The organism is uncultured Rossellomorea sp. (assembly GCF_947488365.1).
Classification (GTDB): domain Bacteria; phylum Bacillota; class Bacilli; order Bacillales; family Bacillaceae_B; genus Rossellomorea.
This window is the reverse complement of sequence record NZ_CANKZT010000001.1, coordinates 12200-27453: the sequence shown is the minus strand read 5'-3', so window position 1 is coordinate 27453 and position 15254 is coordinate 12200. Positions and strand designations below refer to the sequence as shown.

At 39.1% G+C, this 15254-nt stretch carries 18 protein-coding genes; 5 read left to right on the top strand and 13 right to left on the bottom strand.

Going from position 1 to position 15254, the window contains the following annotated elements; translation table 11 throughout:
* The first annotated feature begins 9 nt into the window (after positions 1–9).
* On the top strand, positions 10–1065 hold the full coding sequence (locus Q1B03_RS00160; protein ID WP_299736882.1) for a serine hydrolase: 1056 nt from the start codon (positions 10–12) through the stop codon (positions 1063–1065).
* 73 nt (positions 1066–1138) lie between these two features.
* Here Q1B03_RS00160 and Q1B03_RS00155 read toward each other — a convergent pair whose 3' ends face one another.
* Positions 1139–1438, bottom strand: coding sequence for a hypothetical protein (locus tag Q1B03_RS00155; protein WP_299736880.1), 300 nt, complete (start codon positions 1436–1438; stop codon positions 1139–1141).
* A gap of 363 nt (positions 1439–1801) precedes the next feature.
* Between Q1B03_RS00155 and Q1B03_RS00150 the strand changes: the two genes are divergently transcribed.
* The gene (locus Q1B03_RS00150) at positions 1802–2293 is read left to right on the top strand and encodes a sigma-70 family RNA polymerase sigma factor (protein ID WP_299736878.1); all 492 of its coding nucleotides are present in this window, start codon (positions 1802–1804) and stop codon (positions 2291–2293) included.
* A 77-nt stretch (positions 2294–2370) separates the two neighbouring features.
* Here the strand turns inward: Q1B03_RS00150 and Q1B03_RS00145 are convergent, their stop codons facing one another.
* Both Q1B03_RS00145 and Q1B03_RS00140 read right to left on the bottom strand, forming a co-directional pair.
* Positions 2371–2826: a GNAT family N-acetyltransferase gene (locus Q1B03_RS00145; protein ID WP_299736876.1), complete on the bottom strand. Its 456-nt coding sequence runs from the start codon at positions 2824–2826 to the stop codon at positions 2371–2373.
* A gap of 170 nt (positions 2827–2996) precedes the next feature.
* Positions 2997–3644: a pentapeptide repeat-containing protein gene (locus Q1B03_RS00140; protein WP_299736874.1), complete on the bottom strand. Its 648-nt coding sequence runs from the start codon at positions 3642–3644 to the stop codon at positions 2997–2999.
* A gap of 239 nt (positions 3645–3883) precedes the next feature.
* Here Q1B03_RS00140 and Q1B03_RS00135 point away from each other — a divergent pair, with 239 nt between their 5' ends.
* Entirely contained in the window at positions 3884–4390 is a 507-nt protein-coding gene (locus Q1B03_RS00135) for a GNAT family N-acetyltransferase (protein WP_299736872.1), read from the top strand.
* A 611-nt stretch (positions 4391–5001) separates the two neighbouring features.
* On the opposite strand, the gene Q1B03_RS00130 is transcribed toward Q1B03_RS00135, so the two are convergent.
* Together Q1B03_RS00130 and Q1B03_RS00125 are read right to left on the bottom strand one after the other, a co-directional pair.
* Positions 5002–5385, bottom strand: a complete 384-nt coding sequence (locus Q1B03_RS00130; RefSeq protein ID WP_299736870.1) for a VOC family protein — start codon at positions 5383–5385, stop codon at positions 5002–5004.
* A gap of 101 nt (positions 5386–5486) precedes the next feature.
* Positions 5487–6572 carry a citrate synthase/methylcitrate synthase gene (locus tag Q1B03_RS00125; RefSeq protein ID WP_299736869.1) on the bottom strand — a complete coding sequence of 362 codons (1086 nt, stop codon included), beginning with the start codon at positions 6570–6572 and terminating at the stop codon, positions 5487–5489.
* A gap of 110 nt (positions 6573–6682) precedes the next feature.
* Here Q1B03_RS00125 and Q1B03_RS00120 point away from each other — a divergent pair, with 110 nt between their 5' ends.
* The gene (locus tag Q1B03_RS00120; RefSeq protein ID WP_299736866.1) at positions 6683–7561 is read left to right on the top strand and encodes a LysR family transcriptional regulator; all 879 of its coding nucleotides are present in this window, start codon (positions 6683–6685) and stop codon (positions 7559–7561) included.
* A 2-nt stretch (positions 7562–7563) separates the two neighbouring features.
* Here Q1B03_RS00120 and Q1B03_RS00115 read toward each other — a convergent pair whose 3' ends face one another.
* Both Q1B03_RS00115 and Q1B03_RS00110 read right to left on the bottom strand, forming a co-directional pair.
* Complete coding sequence (locus Q1B03_RS00115) at positions 7564–7758, bottom strand: hypothetical protein (RefSeq protein ID WP_299736865.1); 195 nt, start codon at positions 7756–7758, stop codon at positions 7564–7566.
* Between the two features lie 34 nt (positions 7759–7792).
* Positions 7793–8371, bottom strand: coding sequence for a GNAT family N-acetyltransferase (locus Q1B03_RS00110; RefSeq protein WP_341357942.1), 579 nt, complete (start codon positions 8369–8371; stop codon positions 7793–7795).
* Positions 8372–8515: 144 nt separating this feature from the next.
* On the opposite strand from Q1B03_RS00110, the gene Q1B03_RS00105 reads away from it, so the two are divergent.
* Positions 8516–9073: an MEDS domain-containing protein gene (locus Q1B03_RS00105; protein WP_299736863.1), complete on the top strand. Its 558-nt coding sequence runs from the start codon at positions 8516–8518 to the stop codon at positions 9071–9073.
* Positions 9074–9394: 321 nt separating this feature from the next.
* On the opposite strand, the gene Q1B03_RS00100 is transcribed toward Q1B03_RS00105, so the two are convergent.
* The 6 genes from Q1B03_RS00100 to rfbA form a co-directional block, all read right to left on the bottom strand.
* Positions 9395–9853 carry a CotY/CotZ family spore coat protein gene (locus Q1B03_RS00100; RefSeq protein WP_299736861.1) on the bottom strand — a complete coding sequence of 153 codons (459 nt, stop codon included), beginning with the start codon at positions 9851–9853 and terminating at the stop codon, positions 9395–9397.
* A gap of 80 nt (positions 9854–9933) precedes the next feature.
* The gene (locus Q1B03_RS00095; RefSeq protein ID WP_299736859.1) at positions 9934–10950 is read right to left on the bottom strand and encodes a YheC/YheD family protein; all 1017 of its coding nucleotides are present in this window, start codon (positions 10948–10950) and stop codon (positions 9934–9936) included.
* Between the two features lie 11 nt (positions 10951–10961).
* The gene (locus Q1B03_RS00090; protein WP_299736857.1) at positions 10962–12179 is read right to left on the bottom strand and encodes an ATP-grasp domain-containing protein; all 1218 of its coding nucleotides are present in this window, start codon (positions 12177–12179) and stop codon (positions 10962–10964) included.
* A 115-nt stretch (positions 12180–12294) separates the two neighbouring features.
* The gene (locus tag Q1B03_RS00085; RefSeq protein ID WP_299736855.1) at positions 12295–13377 is read right to left on the bottom strand and encodes a YheC/YheD family protein; all 1083 of its coding nucleotides are present in this window, start codon (positions 13375–13377) and stop codon (positions 12295–12297) included.
* A gap of 191 nt (positions 13378–13568) precedes the next feature.
* Entirely contained in the window at positions 13569–14288 is a 720-nt protein-coding gene (locus Q1B03_RS00080; RefSeq protein WP_299736853.1) for a glycosyltransferase family 2 protein, read from the bottom strand.
* A gap of 96 nt (positions 14289–14384) precedes the next feature.
* On the bottom strand, positions 14385–15254 hold the full coding sequence (gene rfbA, locus Q1B03_RS00075) for a glucose-1-phosphate thymidylyltransferase RfbA (protein ID WP_299736851.1): 870 nt from the start codon (positions 15252–15254) through the stop codon (positions 14385–14387).

The following is a 15254-nucleotide window of genomic DNA, read 5'->3' as shown; positions in this document are numbered from 1 at the left end:
ATGATTTCTTTGATAGATCACAGTATTCTTGAAAATACGGTCCACTCACTATGTGAGAAACACCAGCTTCCCGGCATGTCAGTTTGTTTGACTGATTCAACTGGTGAGGACCATTTAATAGCAGTTGGAGTTCGACAATCCGAGTCATATTTACAGTTGGAGCCTGATGATCATCAACGTGTGGGAAGCATTACAAAAATTTTTATCAGCACGCTTATTTTGAAACTACAGGAAATTAGACAACTCTCACTTGACCAAACGGTGGAATCCATCTTACCAGGTACCCTCACCCATGGCAGTCGAATAACCGTACGTCATTTGCTTCAACATAGAAGTGGTTTAAAGGATTACATCTGGGTGGATGTTGCAGGAACGAAATCTATCCAACATGCCGTTTCCAGTCTTCAAGATATCTTTCCACCTCGAAGTCTCGTTAGACTGATTGCCAACCATGATCTCGAATTTGAACCCGGCACTGAATATCACTACTCCAATACAGGATATATCGTGCTTGGTATGATTGTGGAAAAATTATCAGGGAAGTCAATTGAAGACGTAATCGATCAATGGATTATCCAACCGCTTCAACTAAAAAGGACGTATTTTCCTCTAACGAATGAACTAAGACATCCATTTGCGACTGGTCATTCTAAAGCAACTCCAGATATGACAGAGCTTTCTGAAGAAGTGACAGAAATAAATAAACTCAATATATCCATCACTTGGACTGCAGGAGCTCTTGTTTCTACCCCTTTTGAAATACAAACGTTTATGAAGGCTGTTTTCAATGGCACGCTTTTATCAGAGGAATCTAGGAAAGAGATGCTGCATTTTCACGAAACCGATGATACGATGCAATCCTATGGACTCGGGTTGCAACAATTTACATTTGCTAATGGGGTACAAGCAGTTGGTCATCAGGGTGTAATTCATGGATACGAATCAGTGACACTCTATTATCCTGATCATGAAGTGCTTTTGACCGTAATCGTAAATCAGATGCCAGTTGGGGTTGTTTCGATTGTGGGTCAGTTGTATCGAGAAGTTTTTGAGTGTGATAAATAAATTTCCAATTTAATTAAAGAAAAACGCCCAGAGGATTATCTGAGCGTTTTTTTGAGGGCTGAATCAAGATGGCTTAGCCATTTTTCTCCCGGATTTGCATCCGGATATTTTCTAATTCTTCAAGAGTCAACTTGTTTAGAGACTTTTTTATTTCGTCTTCAATCTGTTTTTTGTTTTTCTCCTGGTAATGTTCCCACCAGTCACGAAGATCTTCCGTATTTGTCAGGAGGTATTCAATGTCAATTTCCTCAATCTCGTCATCGGATAAATAGTTCAGTACAGCTGCCAGCATCCGTTCAAGTCTATCGACATTTTCTTTTTCCTGTATCTGTTCTTCCGTTTTCTCAGTTGAGGAAGCACTTTTGCGTGGCATTGTATCCCCCCCTTAAGGGTTTTATTGATTCTAGTATTGCCTAAGAGGTGTATGAGGTAAACGTGAAAGTTCGTCCGTGATCACGAATCTTTTCCAAATAAACTCATCATTTTTTCATTCCATATGTAAGTTACCTGCATCTGCCTTCACCTGTTGATTAACCCGTATCAATCTACATTTCCATAACAAACTTGGAGAAAATAGGATGTTTCCTAAAGTGAAAATAGTTTTTGACCTACCAGTTTCTGTACGTTCATCACAGTGAAACGGCTATCTTTCTCTTTTGTCCGCCCCCCTTTTCCTTTGTAAGGTTAACCTACCTAGGAATTCATAGAGAGGCGCGTCGATCAGAAGGAAACTGTAATGGAACCATTTGAAGAGCTTCATGCAAAATATGATTTAATGATTCATAAATTGATTCATTCTTTGCACATATACAAAAATAAGTCTGAATATTATCAAACCGGACTCATAGCTCTTTGGGAGGCCCATGAAAATTTTGATCCTGAAAAGGGTGCCTTCCCAGCTTATGCTTATTCATTTGTACGCGGAAGATTATTATCTCAATTAACCAGTGAATATCGGAATGAAGAGAAAAGTATTTTCAAAGAGGCGGACTTTTTTGAGATTATCGAGGATGAGCAAGCGAATGTTCAGCTGGCCCATGAAGTGCTTCTCTCCTACTGTCATGGTTTAACTGAAAATCAGAGAAAATGGGTGTTGTATACATGTATGCATATGTTGACCGTTAGTGAAATTGCCAAGGCAGAAAATGTATCGATTTCCGCTGTAAAAAAGTGGCGAAAGGGAGCGAAGGAGAAGATTCAGGGAATGTTGGATATAAAAGATTACTAAAGATTAAACGATTGTACTTTTTTTGGGTAATGAAGAAAGGCCACTTTTCTAAACTTGGCCTTTCCAAAATGTTTTATTTAGATTTTCAAATCCTTCACAACAGCCATTTCCCTGCCAAATCTATCTCCTTGGTCAATAAATCCCAGACTGGCATATAATCGATGGGCACCTTTATTATCAGGGTGATACCCCACAACAATCTTAGTTGCATCAAGGGTTTTAGTCATTTCAGCCATCATCAGGATAGTTGCCGCCTTACCGATTCCCATCCCTTGATAGTTTTTATCCACCATGATTCTGTAAACCCAGTGAGCATCGAGTTCTTCTGGTACTGAGTTGTACATTAAAAATCCAACCACTTTATGATCAAAACAGATGGCAAATGGTTTTAAGGTATGCTCGAATTTTGATTGTGCAATTGATACCGCATTTGACTCGATGAAAGCCTGCTGATCCTCACATATTTCTAACTGACAGCAATCGTACCAATTTTCTGCGTTTAATTCTACTATATGAACCTTGTTTGAAATCATTCATTTTCTCCTTTCATTATGCGGGGAGCGAGCCTGTTAATTAGGCGACATCCCCATATTTCTCCACCGAAATCAGGCATTCTGAACCCCTCCTCTTCAAACCAAGAAAGTTTTTGGAATTTTCAGACTGTTATATTATACCATTATTTTCTATATGGAAGGCAGTTTTTTTATTCTCTCACCTTCAACCCCAACAAACTTGCAAACCCAATGGCCTGCTCAGGTGAAACCTCACAACCAAACAAGTTTTCAGGTGAAACATTGATTCGTGTATATGTACAATTACTTATATCAATTCCTTTAAGTATTGTTTGAGTAAATTCAATCTCATTCAGATCGCATAGATCAAATTTCACTTTCACAAGCTTGCATTCTGCATAGTTTGCATGCTGCAAGGAGCTTTGAATGAACTTCACCTGTTTTAAACGTGCTTCGACAAAGTCAGTCATATTCGCAAGGCATTCATCAAAAGTGACATTCACCAGATTGGTTTCAGAAAAATCAACCCCCATTAACTTGCATTCTTTGAACGTCACTCGATGTATGATCCCCTCACGGAAGTTTGCATTTGATAGATCGCAGTTCTCAAACACGACATCGGTCATATCCACTCTTGGAAAAGACGCACCTATGAAAGACACATTTTTGAAGACAATTTTAGATAAAACGAGCTGATCAATTTCTTCTTGATCAAGCCTTGCAGTTTCTATCCTGCAATTAGATAGAAATGGATCTTCTTCATAATATACATCTTGAAAATTAGCTGATTCCAATCGAGCTGGGATTTTGGGAGCTTCCATTTTGAAATTTTTTGTCATGATTACACCTCATCTATCTCATTCGTTATAAGGAAACTATAGCATGTACAAACTTGAATGATAGTCTTGGATTTTTGGTGTGAGTGTGTCTCGCAAAATAATATTGGAGGCAGCACTTCTCTTCATTATCATTCAAAAAGAATCCGAGCATTAAAACTTTTTATTCATTGAGTTGAAATAGATTCTTTTCATCATTCAAGTTAAAATAAATGTAAAAGATACTAGAAGAGGTGACCCATATGAAAGTAATAGAAACAAAAAGACTCATCCTCCGATGGGTAGAAATCAGAGATGCTGAATTCATTATGAAATTACTAAATGAACCTGGATGGCTGCAGTACATAGGTGACAAGGGGATTCGTACACTGGATGATGCCATGGACTATATTATGAATGGACCGAGAGCAATGTATGAGCGGGAAGGATTCGGGCTATTCTTGACGGAACACAAGGAAGAGAAGGCTCCGATTGGCTTGTGCGGGTTAATTAAACGGGAAGGTCTTGAAGATGTGGATATCGGTTTTGCATTTCTCTCACACTATCAATCACAGGGATATGCCTATGAAGCCGCGACGGGTACATTGGAATTTGCCAAGAAACTAGGTATAAAACGACTCGCAGCGATCACGACGAAGGACAATGATTCGTCTTCTAGATTGTTAGAAAAACTGGGTATGCACCATGAAGGTTACGTGACTCTTCCAAATGATACAGAAGAACTGAAAAAATATGGTTTAGACACCTAGTATTTAAGATAGAAAAATGTCACAAGGCAGTTAGTGCAACCAGGAGATCCATACACGGGTTAAGAACTTGTGTTTAATGATCGAACCAGAAGCGCTGTTGATTACTTGCATAATATTGTTAATAAAAAAAGGCCGGGACAAAAGTGTTTTAGTCTAAATAAAACCCGAACAAATCTGCTTCCTAGAAAGTGGATTTGTTCGGGTTTATTATTTATTTCGATACATTTGATTTTAGCTGTTCCAGCGGTTGATTGGAGTGCAAGACGAAGACTCCTGCGGGAAAAGTAGCTTATGTGAGACCCGTCCAGCTCCGGGGCTTAGAGGCACATGTCATAAGTCAAATCGTCCAAGAAGGCAAAGAACGCCTTCGTGGCCGCTTCGTCTTATGCCACCCGCCTCTGAACAAAGCCCCTCCGCTTTTCTTCCCGCAGGCTTGCCGAGGAGGCTCACGAGCTACCCGCGGAAAGCGTAGTCTTGCACGGAAATCATTAGCGTTATTAAGAGACTATACTTCTATTGTTCGTCATTACATCGTGGCATTTTAGTTTTGTCCCAGGCTCTTTTTAGATAAGCAAAGAGATGCATCACCATTTAATTAGTTTCTTCAAACTCTAGTTACTTTTCTCCATAACCGCAAAGTAATTACCTTCATGGTCTGCAAAGTTGAACACTCTTCCAGAAGGCATTTCCACTATTTCTCCGACTGTTATATTTTTATTTGATAAGCTATTATATAATTCATCCAGATTGTTTGAGAACAGCATTAAGGAAGGCGTGCCAAGATTTAATTCAGGCTCCATTTGAGCGATTAATTCCTTATTGTGGAGAACAATACTTGTTTCCGCATCTTTAGAGGGAGCAATTTCAATCCACCTCATTCCTTGACCATTACCTTCTTCCGCTATGACAGTGAAACCTACTTTTTCAATCCAAAAATTCACGGCTTCATCCTGGTTATTCACGTACACCATAATTTGACCGACTTTGCTGATCATTCCAAACCCTCCTTTTAAAGTATGTTTCAATTATATCACTAAACAAAGGAATATTTTACAAATTATTAAACCCACATTACATGGAATGTAGCTCCGTAGATTTATATTTTCAGTCTACCAATATATTCAGATTGAGGCCGGTATATTGTATTGTTTTCAGCTTGTTCTAGAACATGAGCCGTCCACCCTACGATACGACTGGCCGTAAAGGTTGGTGTGAAAAGTTCAGGTTTAAGTGCAATTGATTTCATAATGGCTGCTGCATAGAACTCTACATTCGTGTAGAGGGCTCTCCCTGGTTTCAATTCATTTAACACATCAATAGCCGTATGTTCCACATGTAATGCAAGGTCCAGTGAGCTATCTTCCCCCTTAGATTCGACTAGTTTCTTTCTCAAAGCAGCTGCTCTTGGATCATGTGTTTTATACACACGATGACCGAACCCCATCAGTTTCTCTCCATTGAGTACTTTCTTTCTGATGACTTTTTCCGCATTTTCTGCCGTACCTATCTCATTAAGTAAGTCGATAACGCCGGATGGTGCCCCTCCGTGAAGGGGTCCTTTCATTGTCCCGATCGCCGCAGTAATGGCAGATACCATGTCAGATTCAGTTGAAGATGTGACTCTTGCTGAGAAGGCAGAAGCATTCATACCATGTTCAAGTGTAAGGATCATGTATGTCTCCAATGCATCAATGACTGCTTTAGAGGGCTTGCTGCCAGTTAACATGGATAAATAATTTTCTACGTGGTTAATATTATCATTCGGTTCAGTAAATGGTTTGTCTTCTACTAAAGATTGTCGATAAGCAATGATGGTTGGAATAACTGCTGTTAATCTTATAGCTTGATCAATGGTTGGTGTCCATTTGTAAGCAGGTACTCCTTCAGAAGAAATAGCCGTTCTTAATACACTCATCATATCCATATCCTTGGGAAGCGTCTTAATAACCTCTTTCATGGTTCGTGATAAGGATCTATTAATCACCAATTTCCTTTTTATATCATTCTTTTCCTCCTTTGTTGGTAAGTGACCATACCATAATAAGAATGCGACCTGTTCAAATGACAAGTTGGTTAGATCACTAATGTCATATCCCCTGTAGATAAGCAACCCCATTCTGCCGTCAATATGACTGATTGTCGTTTGTGCTGCCACGATTCCCTTTAACCCTTCAGTAAACATTTCAATCATCCCCTTTTCCTTTATTACAATTATTGTATAATGATTTTATAATTAAGAAAATTAAATATATTTAAATGTTTTGATTAATACTATTAATAAGGGTGAAGGAAATGGAACTAAATTTGTTAAAGACATTTATTACGGCAGCTGAATGCAATAATTTCAGGAAGACCGCTGAAAGATTATACATATCGCAGCCATCCGTTACTGTACATATTAAACAATTAGAAAAGGAACTCGGAGTTTTATTGTTTGAAAGAGACGGAAGGAAAATAAAGCTAACAGAAGCAGGAAGGTACTATTTAAAGCATGCCCGTAGAATCATTTCCGTTTATGAAGAAGGTATCACTGAGCTTCAAACTTTTAATCAGGGGTATACAACAAAACTAAGGATCGCTATATCTCCATTGATTGCTGACAACGTATTACCTTTTGTTTTAAAACAGTATATAGAAAGCCATCCTCAAGTCGAGATTTCTGTTGAAATTATTGAATCGGTAGATATTGAGAAAGCTGTTCTTGCTGAAAAAGTTGATATTGGTCTCTCATGTCTTCCTTGTTTTAGTCCTGAGCTTGATCATACATTACTATTTACTGACAAAGTTATTCTGGTAGCCCCCCATGACGGAAGAGATTTTGAGTCGGCTTTCCCTTTAGACGAAGAGGAGTTATTAGCCTCCAATTACTTATTAACACATAATCACCCTGCATACTGGGATGAACTATGCAGCACGATTAAATTGTTCTATCCGAAAACCAGGATGATGAAAGTTTCTCAAACTCATATTACCAAACGATTTATTGCGGAGGGCCTTGGCGTATCGTACCTCCCTTCTTCAACCGTGAGAAGGGAGCTGCTTGAAGGATGGCTATTGGAAGTTGAAACGAATGCTTTTCCATTGCCCGAAGCTAAAACTTTCGCCATTACAAAATATGCTCATAAAAAACAGAAGGAATTTTTGAGTTTTTTATCACGTTTCAGGGTATAAACCTAGCAGGGTTCAGCAGAATGAAAAGTAAACAGTACTACGCCGGCAACATATATTCCATAACAAATGGAGTACATATCTCCCGCATTCGTGTACTGTTCTACGATTTTTTTCCTTTCATCTGCTAAAAGCAAATAGGGTAAGCCTAGTGACCTGTCACTAGGCTTAATAAGTTCCAGCTGCACCGTATTCACCATCCTAGTCTTCCTTTGTTCCTGGATTTTCATTCCTTTAATCTTCTTTTAAATACTTTTCCATCCGAATATCAGACCACATTCGACTGTTCCAATAAGTAAAGTCTGCTATCCGGCCAATTTCCTGATAGCCGAGTTTTTGATAAAGGTTTCGAGCATTAGTATTAAACTCAAACACTCCCAATTCTATTCGTTTAAGACCTTCCTTCCTAACCTGATGTTCCAAATAGTTTATTGCCTCTAAACCAATTCCTTTTCCACGTCCTTCAGATTCACCAATCGTTATCCCCATCCAGGCAGTTCCTTTTTCCTTTTTATAGAGATGCTCAGGGTCGACCATGTAATTCATTTCCCCTATAAGCTGGTTATTAAGGTGAATCAGGTATATATGATGATGTTCTAAACGTTGTTTTAAATCCAGAAATGTCAAGTTTCCACGCTGGTCCAATTCTTCCTGATTTTTATTTGGACGGGTTAATGGAATTAAATCGGGGTTGTTTTCCCATTGGTTCATCGATTCGATTATTGCTGTATTAGGTTCGATTAGTTTTGTGAAATAAATATCCATTGGATCGTCGGTTCCTTTCGTACTGTTTATGTTCAGTAATATCGGCAATTAAAATCATCTATCAAATATTCAACTAACTAAATGTGTATGGATTGGCAAATTGTTATGTTATGCTTAAGTTAATCCAATTTCTGAAGGCTTAGGCATTCCGCCCATTGAAAATCTGGTTCCCAATTGATGAGAGGTGAGGTTATGGAAGCGTTAAATGATGTTAAATTAGTAACGTTAGAAAAAGGCCATGTCTTTTATCAGTTTCAGGCAGAAGAAGCCTATTTAAACAACCTGATGTTATTTATTCGCTCTGGATTGGAGAAAAATCAACATATGCTGATCATCGAAAGCATGAGAAATATCAACAAGGTCAGAAATAGAATAAACAGGATATTTAGTAAGGAACAGCAATCCTCCATCTATTTAGTTGATAACTTTGACTACTACTTTTTAAATGGTGACTTTAATACCCAAAATATTCTTAATCATTTCAAAAAAGATATTGCCGCTATCAAAAACCTCAATACTTCCATCAGAACCTGGGCTCACGTCGAGTGGACCTCTGCTGAACCAGATGCTGCAGTACTCAAAAAGTTTGAATCCATCGCAGATGATTACGTCTTACAAGAAGGTTTACTTTCCGTCTGTGCCTATTCTAAAAACGTTTTATCAGGATCTTTGATAAACACTCTCGAACAGGTACATATGTATGTGATGACTGATGATTCCCTTGAGTTGTCCATGGTTTATGGAAAATAATAAAATCATTTAAAAAGAGATTTGTATTTATGTAGAGTCTCTTTTTTCGTTTATTCTGATGCTTATCTGCTAAAATCAAATTGATTCACTTCTTTTTCAGTAACATAAATCTGTAGACCGTATGATATTTATATGACCTTATACACAAGGATGTCGTCCAAGTATTCATTTTATTTTTTGAATGAACTTCACGTCAAACCCTTCCATATATACCCTCGTACAATATAATCAATACAGAGATAACACCTCCTTATTTTAACATCAATTCCATAAATATTCTTTACCATACTGAAAGTTTGAACCTTTTACTCTCCCTGTTAATTACCATTTTGGCTCAATAATGATGATGCGTTTTAATAAGTCCACGTCAACGCATTGAATGGCACAAATACAGTCAAGGTCAACCTCAACACACGTCGATGTTTTAATTAGCTTCGTGACCTCACACATGGATTCTACATCCTCACCGTAGATATTCAATGGTCGTAGAAGAGAAACCGTGGCACAGCATGTATCCACATCCAATTTTTCAAGTCGGAAATAGCTCGTTGTAAAACAGTACTCTGGTTTTCCTTTTTCTTTATAATCACAGCCGGTTAAGAACAGCGGTCCATCTTTTCTGAATAGTGTAAAAGGAATCGTGTCAACACCAACTAATGTTAAAAGTAATTTACCGAAATAAGGAGTCTCGGAATGGTTTATATAATCCTGCAACTTTTTCAATTCATTAAGGGCATCGCATATACATTTAGCGTTTAGTCCCTGCATTTCTTGTTCCAAGTTCCTCGCCCCAATCTGTCCTTTACCTATAGTTTATCGATACAAGGCATGATTGGTGCAGTGTGGATAATAAAATGGACCTACTTACCGGACCCAATTTTCAGGTACAGACAATATGGCAGCATCCTTTTGGCCACTTCAAACTCACGATGCCTGGATCCTGGTCTCCAATTCACTTCAAAAATCCATAGCCCTAAATTCTGATCAATTCCCACGTCAATCCCCAATTCATCGAATGAATAGGGATAAAGAGATTCGAAGTGAGCAGGAAATGCCACCGCAAAGGTTTCAAGTTTTCTTTTCAACTTTTCATCATCATCTCCAAACTCTTCCTTCAAAAAAGGAATCCATTCACCTCGATATCCCCCACTGCTGATATTGCTGATTTTTTTTCCATTTCCACTTATTCTAGGATAAATCAGGTTAATCTCCCACTGACCTTGCCCATTCTTCTGCACATGGATTCTGAAGTCGTACGTTAATCCGGATTGTGTTTGACATGATACAAAGGGCTGAATTAAATAGTTCCTGTCTTTAATTAACTCATGAATCCAGCTTATAAATTCATCACTTTGATATCTTTGAGAATGAATACCTTCCATCAACAGAAAATGATCTGCATCCTTTTCTATAAAAAAGACGTCTTTCCCATGATTGCCTGAAAAAGGCTTGATGACAAGTTTTGAATGATCACGAAATAAGTGATGGACTTCCTTTAAACCTGTCAGCTTTATGGAAGGTATCAGATGAGACTTGAACTTTCCTCCCTTCATCACCTTTTGATATACTGTCATTTTATTCCCTACAGAATGACTGGTCAGGATGGTCATATTTTTGAGACATTTAAGGATTGACGATTGTCTTTTTGTTTTCGGACTGCTGCTATTAATAACGACATCAGGGAATCCCATTTCCTTTTGGATCCATTGCCCATCTTCGTATATCCAACCATGTATCACTTTCTCTTGAAAATCCACTTGTTGATAAGAAAAATAAAAAAACGAAATCCCTTCCATCTTTGCGACTGCTGCAAATGCATAGGCTTTTTTTACATCATGTGGACGCTTGCGATAATGAAGCATTCCGACGAGTGCCATTTAATCACCTCCTATAATGGCTCTAAAAAAAACCTCAATTCTTTGGCTGCCTTTATGGCGATTTCCTTTGCAGCTTTTACGGTATCAGCAGTGGCTATAATACAGGCATACCGATTTCCCATTGATTTTGGGGGAACCAATACGCTCCCTTTTCTCGGTTTCACATATACGTATTTCACACCTTCATGCGCCGATGCACGTTTCCTTCCTGTCACCTTCAAAAGTCTCCCCGGGGCGTTCACCGTTACATACTTCGCATAGACGGGTTTTTTGAATACAGCTGAGAGTTCAGGAAACTGCCCAAGGTTCATCCTGATGATTTCCCTGATCAGATTGATCCCCGTCCCTTCCTCAATCAGCCGATTCATCGCACCTCCTGACATTCGGGGGTTGATTTCAATGAGCTTCCATTCCCCATTTGCATTTCTCATTTCCAGGTGACAAGATCCATTTTCGAGCCCTACACACTCTACAATTTCAATGATGCGATCATGAAGGGATAGTAACTCATGAGCATCTAGTTTAGCCGGAAAGGCATATCCTGTGATAATGAAATTTGAGCCGAGCTCTTGTTCCACAACTGCAATTATATTTACTTCCTGTTTGTAAACAAGCACTTCAATCAAGTATTGAGGACCCTCTACAAACTCTTCTATCAGTAAATTCATATCGGGGTGTTTCCTTCTTATGAGGTTGATCCCCTCCGAAAATTCACTCGGCGTCTTTGCCAGCATGATATGCTTCGATCCATTTGATACAGAAGGTTTTATTATGAGAGGCCATACATCATCCTGACCTTTATTCAAATCAGCTACTGATTCGTTCATGTCCAACGTAGAATAATACGGAGAGCTGGAGAGATGGTGAAGGTGTTCACGGACATTTGCTTTGTTTTCCATAATGGATAGGGCTTCTACAGACGCTGGAAATAACCCTAAATCAGTGGAAATCCTGCTTGCGTATGAAACAAAGGGATCAATCAAGCTTAAGCATGCAGAGAGGTGATGGCCAAGTTGTTGTAACGAATGTAAGGTGTTTAAAAGTTCGTCCTTTTCCAAGAGATTTTCCATGTATAACATCTCATCCACCTCAGGGAACTCTTCTTTTTGGCTTATCAGGCTAGATCGGTCCGTTATTAAAACCGTTACATATCCCATCTCTTTTGATACTTTTAAAGCTTCTCTGCTGGTTCCTGACTTATGACTGCCTATAAAAACGATTGTTTTCATGCTTTCCCGTCCATTTCTATTTCAGTATCAAGAGTTCATTTATTATAATGTATTCCTATAGATTGTCAGCATTGATTCTTCCCATTAAAAAACCGACCCTAATGAGTCGATTCCATCATGATGAATGTTGTTTTTCGTAGAGAAAAGCAGCATACCCTATCGGTGTGGCATGGGTCTGTTTCCACTCTTCCTGCATGTTGGCATTTCTGAAGGTTACTCTCAAATCTCTCCCGTTGCATTCAATGAACATGGGAACCCCTTCATTCGTCAAGCCGATATCCAGGCCCAAATCCGCCATCCTGGGAAGCTCTTTTTCCAGCTGCCAAGCGACATTCAGGGATAATCGTTTAATGTCTTCATATACTTGGTCCAGATTGAGATGGGGCAGATCCTGGAGTAATTCAGGTAAGGAGTAACACGATCCTCCACGGGCTACATTAGTGAGGTACCAATCTTTTTTTGCTACCTTTCCCACCACTCCTGTCATCTGCCATTCACCCATGTCATTTTTTTGCACCGATACCCTCAGGTCGAACACTCCCCCCTTACTTTTGGCCAGGGGAATTCGCTTTTGGATGATTGTACGTGGATTTGCTATTAGTTTTAACAGAGAGAAAGGCCATGTAGTCGAGAACCGCTCCTTCACCATTTCTTTTTGTCGTCGATATGAGAATTCCCATTCTTGATCAGCGAGCTTCGACAATTTCGCTATTCCGAGTCCCAATGAGCCGCTGTTCGGTTTGATGATGAGTTCATCGTATTTATCCATCATGGTCTGTAGATTTTCCTTACTGGCTTTAACCGTTTCAGGTATATGGGGAACCAACTTCTTATTCATCCTGAGGATGTTATTGATCCTTATTTTCTTATAACGATTTTTCTCATTAAAGAAGACAATTCCCTCTTCTTTTAATTTCCTCATTTTCTTTTTTGCTGAAACTTTTCCTGTAAATGTGCGATTATGGATAATTGGGGGTTTTGGAATTGGAGTTAGAATATATGTTCCTTCCTCACTTAACACATATGCCATGATTGTATCTACACCTGGCTCAATGTCCTTGAATCGAAAATAACAAGGAATCAGATCATATTGTTCCCCTGCTTCCTCATAAAAGGAAAGGTTCTCATAATAGGTTTTTCCTTTTTTTATACCGTTGAATACAACTGTTCCCACCATAATACCTATATATTTTTTCAAGGGTCTTTCCCTCCCATCAAGTTTTATTTTTATTTGCCCTCATGTTAAATCAGAATCGAGGGTCTATCAGAAATTAAATGAAAGCCACAGGTTCAATAATAATAAGAAGGGTGTAACGGAGTAATGTAACGAGGCTTTTTATCACAACTATATTCAGATAATTCCGGCTTGGTATAGGCACATGATATGTTTTACTTGTGTTTATCCACAAACTTCTTAAAATCATGTGTTATGGCAATTTTCCTGGAGGTTCTATATAGATATCGTCTTGATGGGCGCCAGGTATGGGAATGGGTTTCCTTCCTCAAAATGGCATAATGAAATCGGCTGGAGGAGCATATTTTGAAGCCTGCCGCTTTACATCTTTTAAGAAAATGCAAGCATTCCCCTACGTTTTTATTTCCAAATGGAATGAGTTTCAGAAGCCTTTTGGTCGTAAAGATAGTAGCCCCCTGGGGAAGATGGACCCTTTGCATTTCACGTCCTGGAAAACGCAGTCTTAATTCCTTTTGGTAAATCATATACATAAAACATGTTCTCTTTCCAACGACCGCAGCATTCAACTTTTTCATAGTAGCCATGGCTTCCGATAAATAAAGCGGACCGTAATAATCATCATCATCCATTTTCGCAATATATGGGTATTTTGCTTTCGTCACACCGATATTCAAGCATTTTCCCAAGGTCATCTCTTCAGGAAGCTGAAAGACGGAAACCTCATGGTACTCTGAGGCTTTCTTCAACCAATACTCCAAATCCATAGAGTCCTTGTTTAATAGGATGATAAGCTCCTTTTTTTCCCAATGCTGATTCTCATAATTGGCAAATAGGTTTTCTATACAATCGTCTCGATTAGTCGCTGCAATGATAGAAATCCCTTCAGAAATCGATATTTCCTTCTCTTCATTCACGTTTCTCACATCCTTATTGATTATTATTGTAGTCCACTCTTCCTCATCCTCTTATTTCCTCTTCTAATCTATGATTCAGTTTAGGAGGAATTAAGTTTATAACCTGCTGACTAGATTTTTGAGGTATCTGCCATAATCACTCTTCCCGTTTTCATTTGCCAGCTTGGTGAACTGATCCTTGGAGATAAATCCCTCTCGAAAAGCGATTTCTTCAATACAGCCTATTTTCCCTCCAAGATACCTTTCGATGGTCTCGATGAATTGGGCTGCTTCCAATATAGACGGATGGGTCCCGGCGTCAAACCAGGCGAAGCTCTCCCCCAGAATTTCCACGCTGACCTCCCCCATATCCAAATACACGTTATTGATATCCGTGATTTCCAGTTCACCTCTGACCGAAGGCTGTATTTTTTTGGCGACTTCTACGGCTCTCTGATCATAGACATATAACCCTGTAAGTGCATAGTTCGATTTAGGGAGAGCGGGCTTTTCTTCGATGGTTATAGCTCTATTATTCTGATCAAGTTCTACGATACCGTATCTTTGAGGCTCGTCTACTTGAAAGCAAAACAACGTTGCACCGATTTTAGAATGAAGGGCATTTTGTAATCGTTCGGGAAGGTGCTCCCCATAGAAAATATTATCCCCAAGGATTAACATGACATGGTCGTTTCCGATGAACTCTTCCCCGATAAGAAAAGCATTGGCAATTCCCTTTGGCTCCTTTTCGACTTTGTACTGAATGTGTAGTCCTAAGTGGGATCCATCTCCAAGCATTTTCATAAACCTGTCCTGATCTTGAGAGGTCGTAATGACCAAAATCTCCCTCACACCAGCAAGCATCAGCGTGGAAAGGGGATAGTAAATCATCGGTTTATCGTATATGGGGAGTAACGCTTTTGAAATAGACTTCGTCAACGGGCTCAACCTCGTACCTCTTCCACCAGCCATAATAATTCCCTTCAT